At 70.9% G+C, this 13,231-nt stretch carries 14 protein-coding genes; 11 read left to right on the top strand and 3 right to left on the bottom strand.

Annotated elements, in window-relative coordinates; all coding sequences use genetic code 11:
• The first annotated feature begins 113 nt into the window (after window positions 1–113).
• From prpB to H577_RS0104235, 4 genes are all read left to right on the top strand, one after another.
• Window positions 114–1,013 carry a methylisocitrate lyase gene (prpB, locus tag H577_RS0104250; protein ID WP_029144904.1) on the top strand — a complete coding sequence of 300 codons (900 nt, stop codon included), beginning with the start codon at window positions 114–116 and terminating at the stop codon, window positions 1,011–1,013.
• Window positions 1,014–1,022: 9 nt separating this feature from the next.
• Window positions 1,023–2,213: a bifunctional 2-methylcitrate synthase/citrate synthase gene (locus tag H577_RS0104245; RefSeq protein WP_029144903.1), complete on the top strand. Its 1,191-nt coding sequence runs from the start codon at window positions 1,023–1,025 to the stop codon at window positions 2,211–2,213.
• Window positions 2,210–3,379 carry a thiolase family protein gene (locus H577_RS0104240; protein ID WP_029144902.1) on the top strand — a complete coding sequence of 390 codons (1,170 nt, stop codon included), beginning with the start codon at window positions 2,210–2,212 and terminating at the stop codon, window positions 3,377–3,379. Before H577_RS0104245 ends, H577_RS0104240 begins: the two co-directional genes overlap by 4 nt.
• Before the next feature lie 138 nt (window positions 3,380–3,517).
• Window positions 3,518–4,657 (top strand): acyl-CoA dehydrogenase family protein, encoded by a 1,140-nt coding sequence (locus H577_RS0104235; protein WP_029144901.1) that lies wholly within the window; start codon window positions 3,518–3,520, stop codon window positions 4,655–4,657.
• Window positions 4,658–4,694: 37 nt separating this feature from the next.
• On the opposite strand, the gene H577_RS0104230 is transcribed toward H577_RS0104235, so the two are convergent.
• Window positions 4,695–5,957 carry a threonine/serine exporter family protein gene (locus H577_RS0104230; protein ID WP_029144900.1) on the bottom strand — a complete coding sequence of 421 codons (1,263 nt, stop codon included), beginning with the start codon at window positions 5,955–5,957 and terminating at the stop codon, window positions 4,695–4,697.
• A 65-nt stretch (window positions 5,958–6,022) separates the two neighbouring features.
• On the opposite strand from H577_RS0104230, the gene H577_RS0104225 reads away from it, so the two are divergent.
• The 3 genes from H577_RS0104225 to H577_RS0104215 all read left to right on the top strand — a co-directional run bounded on the left by H577_RS0104225 (window position 6,023) and on the right by H577_RS0104215 (window position 8,890).
• Complete coding sequence (locus H577_RS0104225; RefSeq protein ID WP_029144899.1) at window positions 6,023–6,799, top strand: enoyl-CoA hydratase; 777 nt, start codon at window positions 6,023–6,025, stop codon at window positions 6,797–6,799.
• 61 nt (window positions 6,800–6,860) lie between these two features.
• On the top strand, window positions 6,861–8,579 hold the full coding sequence (locus H577_RS15065; protein WP_036283676.1) for an FAD-dependent oxidoreductase: 1,719 nt from the start codon (window positions 6,861–6,863) through the stop codon (window positions 8,577–8,579).
• Entirely contained in the window at window positions 8,579–8,890 is a 312-nt protein-coding gene (locus H577_RS0104215; RefSeq protein WP_051191733.1) for a metal-sensitive transcriptional regulator, read from the top strand. The genes H577_RS15065 and H577_RS0104215 overlap by 1 nt, the downstream gene beginning before the upstream one ends.
• A 176-nt stretch (window positions 8,891–9,066) precedes the next feature.
• On the opposite strand, the gene H577_RS0104210 is transcribed toward H577_RS0104215, so the two are convergent.
• Window positions 9,067–10,323 (bottom strand): MFS transporter, encoded by a 1,257-nt coding sequence (locus H577_RS0104210; protein WP_169566238.1) that lies wholly within the window; start codon window positions 10,321–10,323, stop codon window positions 9,067–9,069.
• 50 nt (window positions 10,324–10,373) lie between these two features.
• Between H577_RS0104210 and H577_RS16890 the strand changes: the two genes are divergently transcribed.
• Window positions 10,374–10,901: an ArsR/SmtB family transcription factor gene (locus H577_RS16890; RefSeq protein ID WP_051191730.1), complete on the top strand. Its 528-nt coding sequence runs from the start codon at window positions 10,374–10,376 to the stop codon at window positions 10,899–10,901.
• Between the two features lies 1 nt (window position 10,902).
• Here the strand turns inward: H577_RS16890 and H577_RS0104200 are convergent, their stop codons facing one another.
• The gene (locus H577_RS0104200; protein WP_029144896.1) at window positions 10,903–11,439 is read right to left on the bottom strand and encodes a MarR family winged helix-turn-helix transcriptional regulator; all 537 of its coding nucleotides are present in this window, start codon (window positions 11,437–11,439) and stop codon (window positions 10,903–10,905) included.
• 60 nt (window positions 11,440–11,499) lie between these two features.
• Between H577_RS0104200 and H577_RS0104195 the strand changes: the two genes are divergently transcribed.
• Genes H577_RS0104195 through H577_RS0104185 form a run of 3 tightly spaced genes read left to right on the top strand, consistent with a single transcriptional unit; the run spans window position 11,500 to window position 13,229 of the window.
• Window positions 11,500–11,952, top strand: coding sequence for a nuclear transport factor 2 family protein (locus H577_RS0104195; protein WP_029144895.1), 453 nt, complete (start codon window positions 11,500–11,502; stop codon window positions 11,950–11,952).
• Between the two features lie 54 nt (window positions 11,953–12,006).
• Window positions 12,007–12,756: a hypothetical protein gene (locus H577_RS0104190; RefSeq protein WP_029144894.1), complete on the top strand. Its 750-nt coding sequence runs from the start codon at window positions 12,007–12,009 to the stop codon at window positions 12,754–12,756.
• On the top strand, window positions 12,741–13,229 hold the full coding sequence (locus tag H577_RS0104185; protein WP_051191728.1) for a nuclear transport factor 2 family protein: 489 nt from the start codon (window positions 12,741–12,743) through the stop codon (window positions 13,227–13,229). Before H577_RS0104190 ends, H577_RS0104185 begins: the two co-directional genes overlap by 16 nt.
• Window positions 13,230–13,231: the final 2 nt, after the last annotated feature.

Below are 13,231 nucleotides of genomic sequence, written 5' to 3'. Positions count from 1 at the left end.
GACGATCGCGCCATGTGCGGAGCGATTCGCCGGAATCATCCGAAGTCCGCGCGATCCTCCGAACCCTGTGGGTCGGCCTCGCGAGCGGTGTCCCGACAGAAGGGGCTGTTCTGATGCTGTACGCCCAGACCCCGGCCGCGCAGAAGCGGCGGATGCTGCGCGAGCGCCTCGCGTCCGGCGAACTGCTGCGGTTCCCCGGCGCGTTCAACCCGCTGAGCGCCCGCCTGATCGAGCGCAAGGGCTTCGAGGGCGTCTACATCTCGGGCGCGGTGCTCTCGGCCGACCTCGGGCTGCCCGACATCGGCCTCACCACGCTTTCCGAGGTCGCCTCGCGCGGGCAGCAGATCGCACGGATGACGGAGCTGCCGGCGATCATCGACGCCGACACCGGGTTCGGCGAACCCATGAACGTCGCCCGCACCATCCAGACGCTCGAGGACGCCGGCCTTGCCGGCACCCACATCGAGGACCAGATCAACCCGAAGCGCTGCGGCCACCTCGACGGCAAGGCCGTGGTCGACGAGAGCACCGCGGTCAAGCGCATCCGTGCCGCGGCCGACGCCCGCCGCGACCCGGACTTCCTCATCATGGCGCGCACCGACATCCGCGCGGTGGAGGGGCTGGATGCCGCGAAGGACCGCGCCAAGGCGCTGGTGGATGCCGGCGCCGACGCGATCTTCCCCGAGGCGATGCGCACGCTCGAGGAGTTCGCCGCGATGCGTGACGCGGTGGATGTGCCGATCCTGGCCAACATGACCGAGTTCGGCAAGAGCGAACTGTTCACCGTCGACCAGCTGCGAAACGTCGGCGTGAACATCGTCATCTGGCCGGTGTCGCTGCTGCGCATCGCGATGGGTGCCGCCGATCGCGCGCTCGATACCCTGATCGACGAGGGGCACCTCACCTCCAAGCTCGGCGAGATGCAGCATCGCGCCGAGCTGTACGACCTCATCGACTACGAGGCGTACAACCACTTCGACACCAGCGTGTTCAACTTCCAGATCGCCCGATAGGAGCGCACCATGGCCGACGCCGACATCAAGAAGGGCCTCGCGGGGGTCACGGTGGACTACACCGCGATCAGCAAGGTCAACCCCGACACCAACTCGCTGCTGTACCGGGGCTACCCGGTGCAGGAACTGGCCGCCACCGCGCCGTTCGAGGCCGTGGCGTACCTGCTCTGGCACGGCGAGCTGCCCACCGACGCCCAGCTGGCCGAGCTGCGGGCGGCCGAGCGCGCGCACCGGGCGCTGCGCGACGACGTCAAGGCGGCCATCGACCTTCTGCCGTTGGACGCGCACCCGATGGACGAGGTGCGCACCGCCGTCTCGGTGATCGGCGCCGCCGACCTCGCCGGCATCGGCAACGTGCTCGACGCGGTCGGCACCCCCGAAGACAACCTCGATCGCAGCATCCGGCTGTTCGCCGCCCTGCCGGCGATCGTCGCCTACGGTCAGCGCCGGCGGCGGGGGCAGGATGCCGTCGCCGCCCGCGACGACCTGGACTACGCCGCGAACTTCCTGTGGATGACGTTCGGCGACGAGGCCGACCCCGTCGTCGTCGACGCGTTCAACCGGTCGATGATCCTGTACGCCGAGCATTCGTTCAACGCGTCGACGTTCACCGCCCGGGTGGTCGCCTCGACGCTGTCGGACCTGTACTCCGCGGTGGTCGCGGCGATCGGCGCGCTGAAGGGTCCGCTGCACGGCGGCGCCAACGAGGCCGTGCTGCACATCTTCGACGAGATCGGCGAGGCCTCGAACGTCACGCCGTGGCTGGATGAGGCGCTTGCCGCCAAGCGCAAGATCATGGGCTTCGGCCACCGGGTGTACAAGCGCGGCGACTCGCGGGTGCCGACCATGAAGGCCGCGCTCGACAGCCTGGTGGCGCACTACGACCGGCCCGAGGTGCTGGCGCTCTACGACGCGCTCGAGGCCGAGTTCGTCTCGCGCAAGGGCATCTACCCGAACCTCGACTACCCGTCGGGCCCGGCGTACAACCTGATCGGGTTCGACACCCTGACGTTCACGCCGTTGTTCGTGGCATCCCGCGTCACCGGCTGGACCGCGCACATCATGGAGCAGCAGGCGTCGAACGCCCTGATCCGCCCGCTGTCGGCGTACAACGGTCCCGATGAGCGGCACGTCGCCGGGTACGTTCCCGACACCGCGGCGGTCGACGTCGCCTCACGGCCGGAGGAGGCCGCGGAATGACCACCGCGGTCGTCGTCGACGTCGTCCGCACCCCGGTCGGCCGCGGCAAGCCGGGTGGGGCGCTGAGCGGCGTGCACCCGGTCGACCTGTCGGCGCTCGTACTCACCTCGCTGCTCGAGCGCAACGGGCTGCCGTCCACGCAGATCGACGACGTGATCTGGGGATGCGTCAGCCAGGTCGGCGACCAGTCCATGAACGTCGCGCGGCAGTCCGTGCTGGCGGCCGGGTTCGACGAGACCGTGCCGGCCACCTCGATCGACCGGCAGTGCGGGTCGAGCCAGCAGGCCGCGCACTTCGCCGCACAGGGCGTGATCGCCGGTGCGTACGACATCGTCATCGCCGGCGGCGTGGAGTCGATGAGCCGCGTGCCGCTGGGTTCGTCCGCGCACGGCGGCACACCGTCGGACGGGCTGCGGGCGCGCTACCCCGAGGGGCTGATCAACCAGGGTGTGTCGGCCGAGCTGATCGCGCAGAAGTGGGGCTTCGACCGCGAGGCGCTCGACGCGTTCGCCGCGCAGTCGCACCGGCGGGCGGCGGATGCCTGGACCCAGGGCTTCTTCGACGGTCAGGTCGTCGAGGTGCCCGGGGTCGGACTCGCCCACGACGAGACGGTACGGCCCTCGACGACCGTCGAGGCGCTCGCCGGCCTGAACCCGTCGTTTCGCACCGACGAGATGGCGGCGCGGTTCCCCGACCTCGACTGGCGCATCACGCCCGGCAACTCGTCGCCGCTGACCGACGGCGCCTCGGCGGTGCTCATCATGAGCGAGCAGAAGGCGACCGAGCTCGGCCTGCGGCCGCGGGCGCGCTTCCACTCGTTCGCCGTCGTGGGCGACGACCCGCTGATGATGCTGACCGGGCCGATCCCCGCCACCCGGCGCGTGCTCGACCGAGCGGGCCTGACCCTCGACGACATCGACGCCTACGAGGTGAACGAGGCGTTCGCGTCCGTGCCGTTGGCCTGGGCGGCCGACCTGCACGCCGACCCGGCCAAGCTCAACCCGCGGGGCGGGGCGATCGCGCTCGGTCACGCGCTCGGCTCGTCGGGCACACGGCTGCTGGGAACGCTGGTCGCACACCTCGAGGCCACCGGCGGCCGGTACGGCCTGCAGACGATGTGCGAGGGCGGCGGCATGGCCAACGCCACCATCATCGAACGGCTCTGAGCCGCCCCTCGTCCGCCTGATCCGTGGATTCCCGAGAAAATACTCGGACGTCCATGTAAAATGATCATGATGCCAAGGCGGGCATCCCTCGCGGGTCGCACAATGACCGCGAACGGGGCGGACGACAGGCGGTTCGACATGAGCATGACCACGACCGAAGAGCGCGAAGCGATCCTCGAGGCGGTGCGCGACTTCGCGCAGGCCGAGCTCGCACCGCACGCGCAGGAGTGGGATCAGGCCAAGCATTTCCCTCGCGAGACCGTCCGCCGTGCCGGCGAACTCGGCCTCGGCGGCATCTACGTGCGCGAGGACATCGGCGGCGCGGGCCTGGGCCGCAGCGAAGCCGTCGCGATCTTCGAGGAGCTCGCCAAGGGCGACCCCGCGATCGCCGCCTACATCAGCATCCACAACATGGTCGCCTGGATGATCGACGACTACGGCACCGAGGCGCAGCGGCAGGAGTGGCTGCCCCGGCTGGCCACGATGGAGGCCCTCGGCGGCTACTGCCTCACCGAGCCGGGGGCGGGATCGGATGCCGCAGCCCTCGCCACGAGCGCCATCAGGGACGGCGACGAGTACGTGCTCACCGGTGTCAAGCAGTTCATCTCGGGCGGGGGAGAGGCATCCGTCTACGTCGTGATGGCCCGCACCGGCGAACCGGGTGCCCGCGGCATCACCGCGTTCGTCGTGCCGGACGGCACACCGGGCCTGAGTTTCGGTGTGAACGAGAAGAAGATGGGCTGGAACGCGCAGCCGACCCGGCAGGTCATCTTCGACCAGGTGCGGGTACCCGCCTCGGCCGTGCTCGGCGAGGTCGGCAAGGGCTTCAAGATCGCGATGAAGGCGCTCAACGGCGGCCGGCTCAACATCGCGGCGTGCTCGCTGGGCGGTGCGCAATGGGCGATGGACCAGGCGGTGCGCTACGTGCACGAGCGGTTCACGTTCGGCGAGCCGCTGGCCGAGAAGCAGTCGGTGATGTTCGCGATCGCCGACATGGCGACCAAGCTCACCGCGGCGCGGGCACTGGTGCGGGATGCCGCGGCCGCGGTCGACGCGGACGCACCCGACGCCGCGATGCAGTGCGCGATGGCCAAGCGGTTCGCCACCGACGCCGGCTTCGAGGTGGCGAACGAGGCGCTGCAGCTGCACGGCGGGTACGGCTACCTGCAGGACTACGGCATCGAGAAGGTCGTGCGCGACCTGCGCGTGCACCAGATCCTCGAGGGCACCAACGAGATCATGCGGGTGATCGTCGGCCGCGCCGTGCTGCACGGTTGAGCCGCGGCATCCGTCCCCGGCTGCGCCCGCGGCCGGGTCAGATGCGTCCGAGCCGCAGCGTGCGGGTGCGGCCGCCGATGAACCGCACCAGGTAGTGCCCGAAGATGGTGCCGGCCGACAGCGCCCCGGCGATCGCCGCCGCGCGGAAGATATCGAGCAGCCCGTCGACCTGTTCCGAGGCGACCTGCATCATGCCGTTGAACAGCACGAGCCCGGGCAGCAGCGGGATCACCGCCGTGACGATCAGTGGCAGCACCGGTGTGCGGGTCAGGCGGGTGAGAGGGGATGCCACCACCCCGACCGTCACCGCGGCGACAGCCGACCCCCACACCGCGCCGAGCCCGGCGAGGGTGCACGCCAGGAACACCGCCTCGACGATCACCGCCAGCACGCACACCACCCACAGGGCGCGCCAGGGCAACTGCGTGCCGAACGCGAAGCCGATCACGATGATCACGGCGGCGGCCGACGCGATCAGCGGTGCGCTCTCGGGCTGCGCCTCGTTCACCGAGATCGCCAGCGGCGCGCCCAGCCGGTTCAGCAGCAGCGACGTGGCGATCACCCCGCCCGCCAGCCCGATCGTGGCGACGAACCCTTCGGTGATGCGGGCGAGCCCGGTGACGTAGAAGGCGGTGAGCACGTCCTGCACGCCCCCGAACACGGTCACCCCGGCCAGCAGCACGATGATGGTGGCGACGACGATGAGGGATGCCGACGCCTCCGGGTCCACGAGGTGCACGAGCACCGCCGCCACCGGGCCGACGGCGCCGCCGACGAACGTCTGGAACAGCAGCGGCACACCACGCCGGCCGAGCGTGACCGAGATGAGGTCGAGCAGGAACCCGGTGACGAACGCGACCGCTGCCACGAGCATCCCCCCGCCGAGCAGGATGCCGGCACCGGCCCCGACCACACCCCAGCCGATGCGCTGCACCAGCGGCGGGAACAGCGGCCGCCCGCCGGTGATCGCCGGCAGCCGGCGGCGGGCGGTGACCAGGTCGATGCGGTGGCCGAGGATCTCGTCGTAGAGCCCTGCTGCGGCCGCCAGCCGGTGGTAGTCGAGCCCGCGTCGCGAGATGATGTGCCGGCGCGTGATCGCGTCGTCGCCGGTCGGGTCGGTCCAGCTCAGGGTCAGCTCGGTGCTGGTCACGTCGGCGTCGGTGCCGCGCAGTCCGAACGCGCGCGAGACGCCGGTCATCGTGGCCGTGGCATCCTGCGCCCCGGCACCCGCCTCGAGCTGCAGCATCGCCAGCCGGATCGCCAGATCCAGCACGGCCCGCGTGCGTGCAGCGTCGTTCATCCGCACCTCCCGCATCGATCCTGGCACGCGCCGGGCCCGGTGCCGGGTCGTGCCACGATGGGGACATGACCGAATACGCCACCATTCTCACCTCCACGCGCGGACGCGTGGGGTGGATCACCCTCAACCGTCCCGAGGCGCTGAACGCGCTGAACTCGCAGGTCATGCGCGACGTCGTCGACGCGGCGACCGTGTTCGACGCCGACCCGGGCGTCGGCGCGATCGTCGTCACCGGGTCCGAGAAGGCGTTCGCCGCCGGCGCCGACATCAAAGAGATGGAGTCGAAGTCGGGCCTGGAGATGATCATGGGCGATCACTTCGGCGGCTGGGCCGACTTCGCCGCGGTGCGCACCCCGGTGATCGCCGCGGTCTCGGGGTACGCACTGGGCGGCGGCTGCGAGCTGGCCATGATGTGCGACATCATCCTCGCCGCCGACACCGCGAAGTTCGGGCAGCCCGAGATCAACCTCGGCGTCATCCCCGGCATGGGCGGCACACAGCGGCTGATCCGCGCGGTCGGGTACTACAAGGCCGCCGAGCTCGTGCTCACCGGGCGGTTCATGGATGCCACCGAGGCCGAGCGCGCGGGACTCGTCTCACGGGTGGTCGCGGCATCCGATCTGCTCGCCGAGGCGCAGACGGTCGCCGAGACGATCGCGTCGAAGTCGCTGCCGAGCGTGTACGCGGCCAAGGCGGCGCTGGACGCTGCGATGGAGACGACCCTCGCCGAGGGGCTGCGGCTGGAGCGGCACGTGTTCGCGAGCCTGTTCGACACGCACGACCAGAAGGAGGGCATGGCCGCCTTCCGCGAGAAGCGCACGCCCGACTTCGAGAACCGCTGAGCCGGTCGGTACCCCCGGGGGTATTTGCCCGATAAACCCCCGGGGGTATATGCTCGCGGGCATGGAGACATCCGAACGCACCCGACTGGTCGTCGTGGGCGGTGTGGCCGGCGGCATGAGCTGCGCGGCCCGCGCCCGCCGGCTCGACGAGAACGCCGAGATCATCGTGCTCGAGCGCGGCCCGCACGTGTCGTTCGCGAACTGCGGTCTGCCCTACTACGTCGGCGGTGAGATCGCCGACCGTGATGCGCTCCTCGTGCAGACCCCGGCATCCCTCGCCGCTGCGCTGCGGCTCGACGTGCGCTGCGGGCACGACGTGGTGGCGGTGGATGCCGCATCCCGCACCGTCACGGTGCGCACCGCGACCGGCGAGCAGCGCCTCGGGTACGACCACCTCGTGCTCTCGCCCGGCGCGCAGGCCGTGCATCCGCCGATCCCCGGCATCGACTCGCCGCGGGTGCGCACACTGCGCACCGTCGAGGACGCCGTCGCCCTGCGCGAGCGCGTCGACCGCGGGCTGCGCCGTGCGGTCGTGCTGGGCGCCGGGTTCATCGGCGTCGAGGCCGCCGAGGCGCTCGCCGGTCGCGGCGTGCATACCACGCTCGTCGAACTGGCCGACCACGTGCTGCCGCCGCTCGAGACCGAGACGGCCTGGTACGTCGCGCAGGAGCTCGAGCGGATCGGTGTCGTCGTGCGCACCGGCATCGCCGCCACGGCGATCGAGCCGGGGCCCGACGGCGACGTCGTCGTGCTGGCCGACGGCACACGGCTGGCCGCCGACGTCGTCGTGCTGTCGGTCGGGGTGCGGCCCGACACGGCGGTGTTCGAGGCGGCGGGCGTCGCCTGCGACCGCGGCGCGATCCTCGTCGACGAGCACGGCCGCACCAACCTGCCGGGCGTCTGGGCGGTCGGCGACGCCACCGCGAGCACCGATGCGGTCACCGGCATCCGTCGCCCGGTCGCCCTCGCGGGGCCTGCGAACCGCGCCGGGCGCCTGGTCGCCGACGCGATCTTCCGGCCCGAGACGGCGCGGCCGATCCCGGCCGCGGTCGGCACGGCCATCGTGCGGGTGGGTGCGGTGGCGGCAGCGACGACGGGCGCGAACCGGGCCGCGCTGTCGGCCGCCGGCATCCCGTTCCACACCCTGCACCTGCACCCGAACCAGCACGCCGGGTACTTCCCGGGCGCGCAGCCGGTGCACCTCGTCGTGCACATCGGCGGCGACGGGCGGCTGCTGGGCGCGCAGGCGGCCGGGGCCGACGGTGTCGACAAGCGCATCGACGTGCTGGCCACCGCGATCCGGGCGGGCCGTGAGGTCGCCGACCTCATCGACCTCGACCTGGCCTATGCGCCGCCGTACGGGCAGGCGAAGGATGCCGTGAACCTCGCCGGCATGGTCGGCGAGAACGTGCTCGCCGGCACCCTCGCGCTCTGGTACGCCGACGAGCTCGATGCGGTGCGCGAGACGGCGCTGATCGTCGACGTGCGCCGCGACGACGAGGTCGCCGACGGCATGCTGCCGGGCGCCCTGCACATTCCGCACACCCAGTTGCGCGAGCGGTTGGGCGAGGTGCGGGATGCCGCGGCCGGCCGGCCGGTGCGCGTGATGTGCGCGTCGGGGGTGCGCTCGGCGATCGCGCACCGTGTGCTCGCGCAGGCGGGATTCGACTCGGCGTCGCTGTCGGGCGGCATGCAGACGCTGCGCGCTGTGCTCGGCGCCCGCGCCGACGGGATGCTCGTGCCTGGTGGGCCGGGCCTGCAGAAGGAGGAGGCCGCGTGATGACGACGACGAAGGATGCCGCAGCACCGGACGTGCCGGCGGATGCGCTCGAGCAGCAGCGCAAGGTGCTGCACCGGCTGCGCCGGGCGCGCGGCCAGCTGGACGCGGTGATCCGCAAGGTGGAAGAGGGCGGTTCGTGCCGTGAGGTCGTCACGCAGCTGGCGGCGGTCACGCACGCGCTCAACCGCGCCGGGTTCACGATCGTCGCGACCGCCATGCAGGAGTGCCTGGCCGAGCCGGTCGACGGCGAGGGCGACGTCGACAGGATGACGCCCGAAGAGCTCGAGAAGGTCTTCCTGTCGCTGGCCTGACCGCATCCGTTCCGCCCCGCCCATTCCGAAAAGAGACATCATGTGCCGAGCAGTCACCTGTTCCACCTGCGGCAAGACCACCTGGGCCGGCTGCGGCCAGCACGTCGACGAGGTGATGCGCACCATCCCCGTCTCGCAGCGCTGCCCCGGTCACGAGCGCGCAGGTGGGGGCTTGTTCAGCCGTCTGTTCGCCCGGCGCTGAGCGCGGCGGATACCTCGGCGCGCTGCGCACGCAGCACGGCGACGCCGGCGACGGCCATGGTGAGCGCTCCGGCGATGCCGGCCACCACGAACGTCGCGCGCGGGCCGAGCACGGCATTGCCGACGCCGCCCAGCCCCAGCGCGATGAGCGAGGCGGTGCGGGCCAGGCCGTTCAGCGCCGATGACACCCGTCCGCGGTAGGCGTCGGGGGTGCGCGAGGTCAGCAGCGCGCCGAATGTGGCGTTGCCGGTGCCGAACGCGGCCACGAGCGCGGTGATGAGCACGGCGTAGACCCAGAATCCCGGGGCCAGGCCCATGGCGACCATGATCGCGGCGGCCAGCCCGAACCCGGCCGTCGCCACCCGGGCGCGCGTGGTGTTGCTGAGGATCCGTCCGGCGACCGCGGCGCCGATCAGTCCGCCCGCGCCGGCGAAGAACTCGCTCAGGCCGTACTGCCAGTCGGTGGCGCCCAGGGCGTCGCGGGCGAGGAACACCTCGACGGGGTTGATGCCCTCGACCAGCACGATGAACACCACGATCGCGCCGAACATCGGCAGCAGGATGCGGTCGCGGGCCACGATGCGCAGCCCCGCGGTCCACGAGCCCGATGCGGCGGGGTCCGGCCCGTCCACATGCGCCGCGGCATCCGTCGCCCCGTGACGCCGGGTGCGGATGATCAGTGCCGCGCCGGCCAGCAGCACGTAGGTCGCGGCATCCGCCCAGAACCCCCAGGCCACGTCGTCGAGGGTGACCAGCAGGCCGCCCAGGCCCGCGCCGATCGGCGAGGCGATGGCGGACAGGCCCTGCTGCCACGAGATGGCCTGGCCGATGCGCTCCTCGCCGACGATGCGGGGGACCAGCGCCGTCCAGGTGGGCTGTTCGAAGGCCTGCGCGAGCGAGATGACCACGCCGGTGGCGAAGATCATTCCGACCGAGTGCGAGACGCCGAGGGCGGCGACGGCGGCGGCCTGGGCGAGCGAGGCGATGATCAGGATGCCGCGGGAGTCGCGGGTGTCGACGATGCGGCCGGCGATGCCCATGGTGGCGATGGCGGGTATCACGAGCGCGGCGAGGAAGGCGGCGACGCCGAGCGGGCCGACACCGCCGTCGTGCAGCAGCAGGATCGCGGCGATCGAGGTGACCGAGGTGCCCGCGGTGCTCAGAGCCCGGGCGCCCAGGGCGATGCGCGCGTCGCGGATGGTCCACACCGAACTCTGAAAGGAACGTTTCACAATTGTGAAGCATATGTTTCGCATCGCGGCCGCGCAAGTAGACTGACGGCGTGCGGGGCGACGCGATCCAGGTGACCGAGCTGAGCCAGATGCGCGCGGCGATGCATCCGGCACGGTGGCGGGTGCTCACCGAGCTGTTCGACCGGCAGGATGGGATGACGGCGACCCAGGCGGCAGAGCTGACGGGGCTGACGCCGTCGGCGATGAGCTATCACCTGAACGTGCTGGCTCGGGCGGGGTTCATCGAGCGCGACGACTCGGACGACGGGCGTGAGCGGCCGTGGCGGGCCACCGGTGGGGGCTTGGAGATCACCGGCATGCCCGACGAGGCGATGGGCCGGGCGCTGATGCAGAATCTGCTGGCCGAGGTCACCCGGCTGTTCGCGGCGGGGCCCCCGCGCGGGCCGGACGGCACGCCGTGGCCGGCGTCGTTCACGCACACGCAGGTGCATCTGACCAAGGAGCGGGCCAAAGAGCTGCACCGTCGCGTGCAAGAGGTGATCGCCGAGTTCGAGGATGATGAGGACGGCCCGGAGTACGAGCTGTTCTGGATCCAGGGCGTGGGACCCGGGCGGTAGGTCAGAGCGGGTCGGGGGCCGGGCGCGGGTCGTCGAAGTCGCCGGCGCCCCGCCGCATCCGGGCGACCAGGGCGACGAGCTGCTCGACCTCATCGCGCTCCAGGCCCGGGTCGGTGAACACCTCGGCGTTCAGCGCGGCGGTGGCCCGCTCGGCGAGATCGCGGCCCGAGTCGGTGAGCACGACCAGGGTGGCGCGGCCGTCTTCGGGATGCGGTTCCCGCCGCACATGACCGGATGCCTCGAGCCGGTCGACGGTGTTGGTGACACTGGTCGGATGCACCTGGAGTCGTGCGGACGCCGAGGCCATCGGCATCCGGCCGCCCCGCGTGAAGCTCAGCAGCGTGAGCAGCTCATAGCGTGCGAACGTGAGGTGGAACGGCTTGAGGGCGGCGTCGACGCGGGCCAGCAGGATCTGCTGGGCGCGCATGATCGAGGTGACCAGTGTCATGCCGGGCGCGGCATCCGCCCACCCGTGGGAGAGCCACTGCCTGCGGGCCTCGGCGATCGGGTCGACGGGCAGTCGCTTCGCGCGCGCCATACCATGCACCTCCACCACAACGCTATCGGGTGGGTTGCCTTCGGCTGGTACGGTCGGCGCATGAGTCTTGCTGCGATTGACCGGCTCGACCTCTCCGATCTCGTGCACCGGTACGCCGACGCTGTCGATCGCCGTCGCGTGGACGATGTCGTGGCCCTGTTCACTGCGGATGCGCAGTTCGTCAGCCCCGACCCGCCGGAGCATCTCGACGCCGTGAAGACCCGCGAGGGGCATCCTGGCGTGCGGATCGCGCTTGCAGGCCTGGACGGACTGGCCCGCACGCATCATGGAATCCTCGGAGAGGTGTTCCGAATCGACGGCGACGTGGCGGTGGGCTCGATAACAGGCGTCGCCCGGCATTGGATGGAGCGGGACGACCGCGTGACGGATGTCACCTGGTATCTGCGCTACGCCGATGAATACGTGCGCACGGCCGACGGCTGGCGGATCCGACGTCGCGCCCTCACGATCGACGCCATAGAGCACACCCCCGCGCGCGTGGTGCGGGCGTGAGGAGTCTGAAGGACAGGTCTTGACGTTAGCCCAAGCAAGCGCTTGTATTGAAGTGTGCAATCTGACCTTGCGTTCTTCTCGCTCATCGAACTGGCAGACCCCAGTCTGCGCGGCGAGTACAACCGCTGGCATCAACTCGATCACCGCCCGGAGAATCTCGCGCTGCCCGGTGTGGCGTGGGGCGATCGGTGGCAGGCCGATGATGCCCATAAAGCGCTTGCACGCGGAGACTCGGCGTTCGCCGGTACCGACTTCGTCGCCATGTACTGGTTTCGCCCGCCTGCCGACGAGGCTGTCGCCGAGTGGGACGCGCTCGGTGAGACGTCGTTCCAGTGGGGTCGCGGGCCGCTGATCCCGGGCGTGCGGCGGTCGATGCTGGCATTCTTCCGGCCGGTGAAGGGGTACGCCGCCCCCCGGGCGTTGGTGGCGCCTGATGTGCTGCCGTATCGACCGCACCGAGGAGTCCATGTGACGGTGACTCGGTTCGCGGAACCGCATTCTTCCGAGGCTCACGACGCCCACCGGTACGAAGACCGTGAGGTGATTCCGAAGATCCTCGGTGTGGACGGCGTGGCGGGCGCTTGGACGTTCTCATTCAGCCATGCGCAGACGCATCGCACGCTGCCGTTCTCGCCGACGACGGATGACGGACCGGGAAGCATCCGGATCCGGCTCGTCTATCTTGAAGACGATCCGCTCGCGGTCGCTCCGCAGCTCGTCGAGGCAGCGGGGGAACCTCGGTCTGCCGCCGAGACATTGCTCACCGTGCCGCTGAAGACGATCATCCCGTGGCAGGACTGGTGAACCCGTCGCGCCCCTCCGGGGAACGGCTCCGCATCCTCGAGGAACGGCTCCGCATCCTCGAGGATCGAGCTGCGATCGCGGACCTGATCAGCAGGTATGGTCCGGCCGTGGACTCCGGAGACGGCGAGGCCGCAGCGGCGCTGTGGACCGATGATGGTGAGTATGTCTTCGACGACACCGCTCTTGACATCGAGGGCATCCGCGGACTGACAGGACTTCCGTCACAGCGCGCGTACATGGCCGCCGGCTGCGCCCATGTGCTCTCTGCCCCGCGCATCGATCTACGAGCAGACGTCGCCACGGCCGTTACTCACTCCGTCGTGCTCGTGCATGACGGTCCCGCGTGGACCGCCGTGCGGGTCAGCGCCAACCGGTGGGAGTTGGTACGTACCGGTGACGGATGGCGCATCCGCTCGCGCATGAACCGTCTGCTCGACGGCTCAGCGGCCGCACGCCGGCTGCTGGTGCCCTGAGA

The sequence above is a fragment of the Microbacterium luticocti DSM 19459 genome (assembly GCF_000422405.1).
Taxonomy (GTDB): domain Bacteria; phylum Actinomycetota; class Actinomycetes; order Actinomycetales; family Microbacteriaceae; genus Microbacterium; species Microbacterium luticocti.
This window is presented reverse-complemented; position numbering and strand designations above follow the sequence as displayed.

What these genes read in the sequence shown, in the direction of transcription:
- H577_RS15065 (WP_036283676.1), top strand. Translation starts at nt 6,861, where the DNA reads ATGGAGACATCCGAACGCACCCGACTGGTCGTCGTGGGCGGTGTGGCC.
- H577_RS0104235 (WP_029144901.1), top strand. Translation starts at nt 3,518, where the DNA reads ATGAGCATGACCACGACCGAAGAGCGCGAAGCGATCCTCGAGGCGGTG.
- H577_RS0104240 (WP_029144902.1), top strand. Translation starts at nt 2,210, where the DNA reads ATGACCACCGCGGTCGTCGTCGACGTCGTCCGCACCCCGGTCGGCCGC.
- H577_RS0104200 (WP_029144896.1), bottom strand. Translation starts at nt 11,439, where the DNA reads ATGGCGCGCGCGAAGCGACTGCCCGTCGACCCGATCGCCGAGGCCCGC.
- H577_RS0104230 (WP_029144900.1), bottom strand. Translation starts at nt 5,957, where the DNA reads ATGAACGACGCTGCACGCACGCGGGCCGTGCTGGATCTGGCGATCCGG.
- H577_RS0104195 (WP_029144895.1), top strand. Translation starts at nt 11,500, where the DNA reads ATGAGTCTTGCTGCGATTGACCGGCTCGACCTCTCCGATCTCGTGCAC.
- H577_RS0104225 (WP_029144899.1), top strand. Translation starts at nt 6,023, where the DNA reads ATGACCGAATACGCCACCATTCTCACCTCCACGCGCGGACGCGTGGGG.
- H577_RS0104245 (WP_029144903.1), top strand. Translation starts at nt 1,023, where the DNA reads ATGGCCGACGCCGACATCAAGAAGGGCCTCGCGGGGGTCACGGTGGAC.
- H577_RS0104215 (WP_051191733.1), top strand. Translation starts at nt 8,579, where the DNA reads ATGACGACGACGAAGGATGCCGCAGCACCGGACGTGCCGGCGGATGCG.
- prpB (WP_029144904.1), top strand. Translation starts at nt 114, where the DNA reads ATGCTGTACGCCCAGACCCCGGCCGCGCAGAAGCGGCGGATGCTGCGC.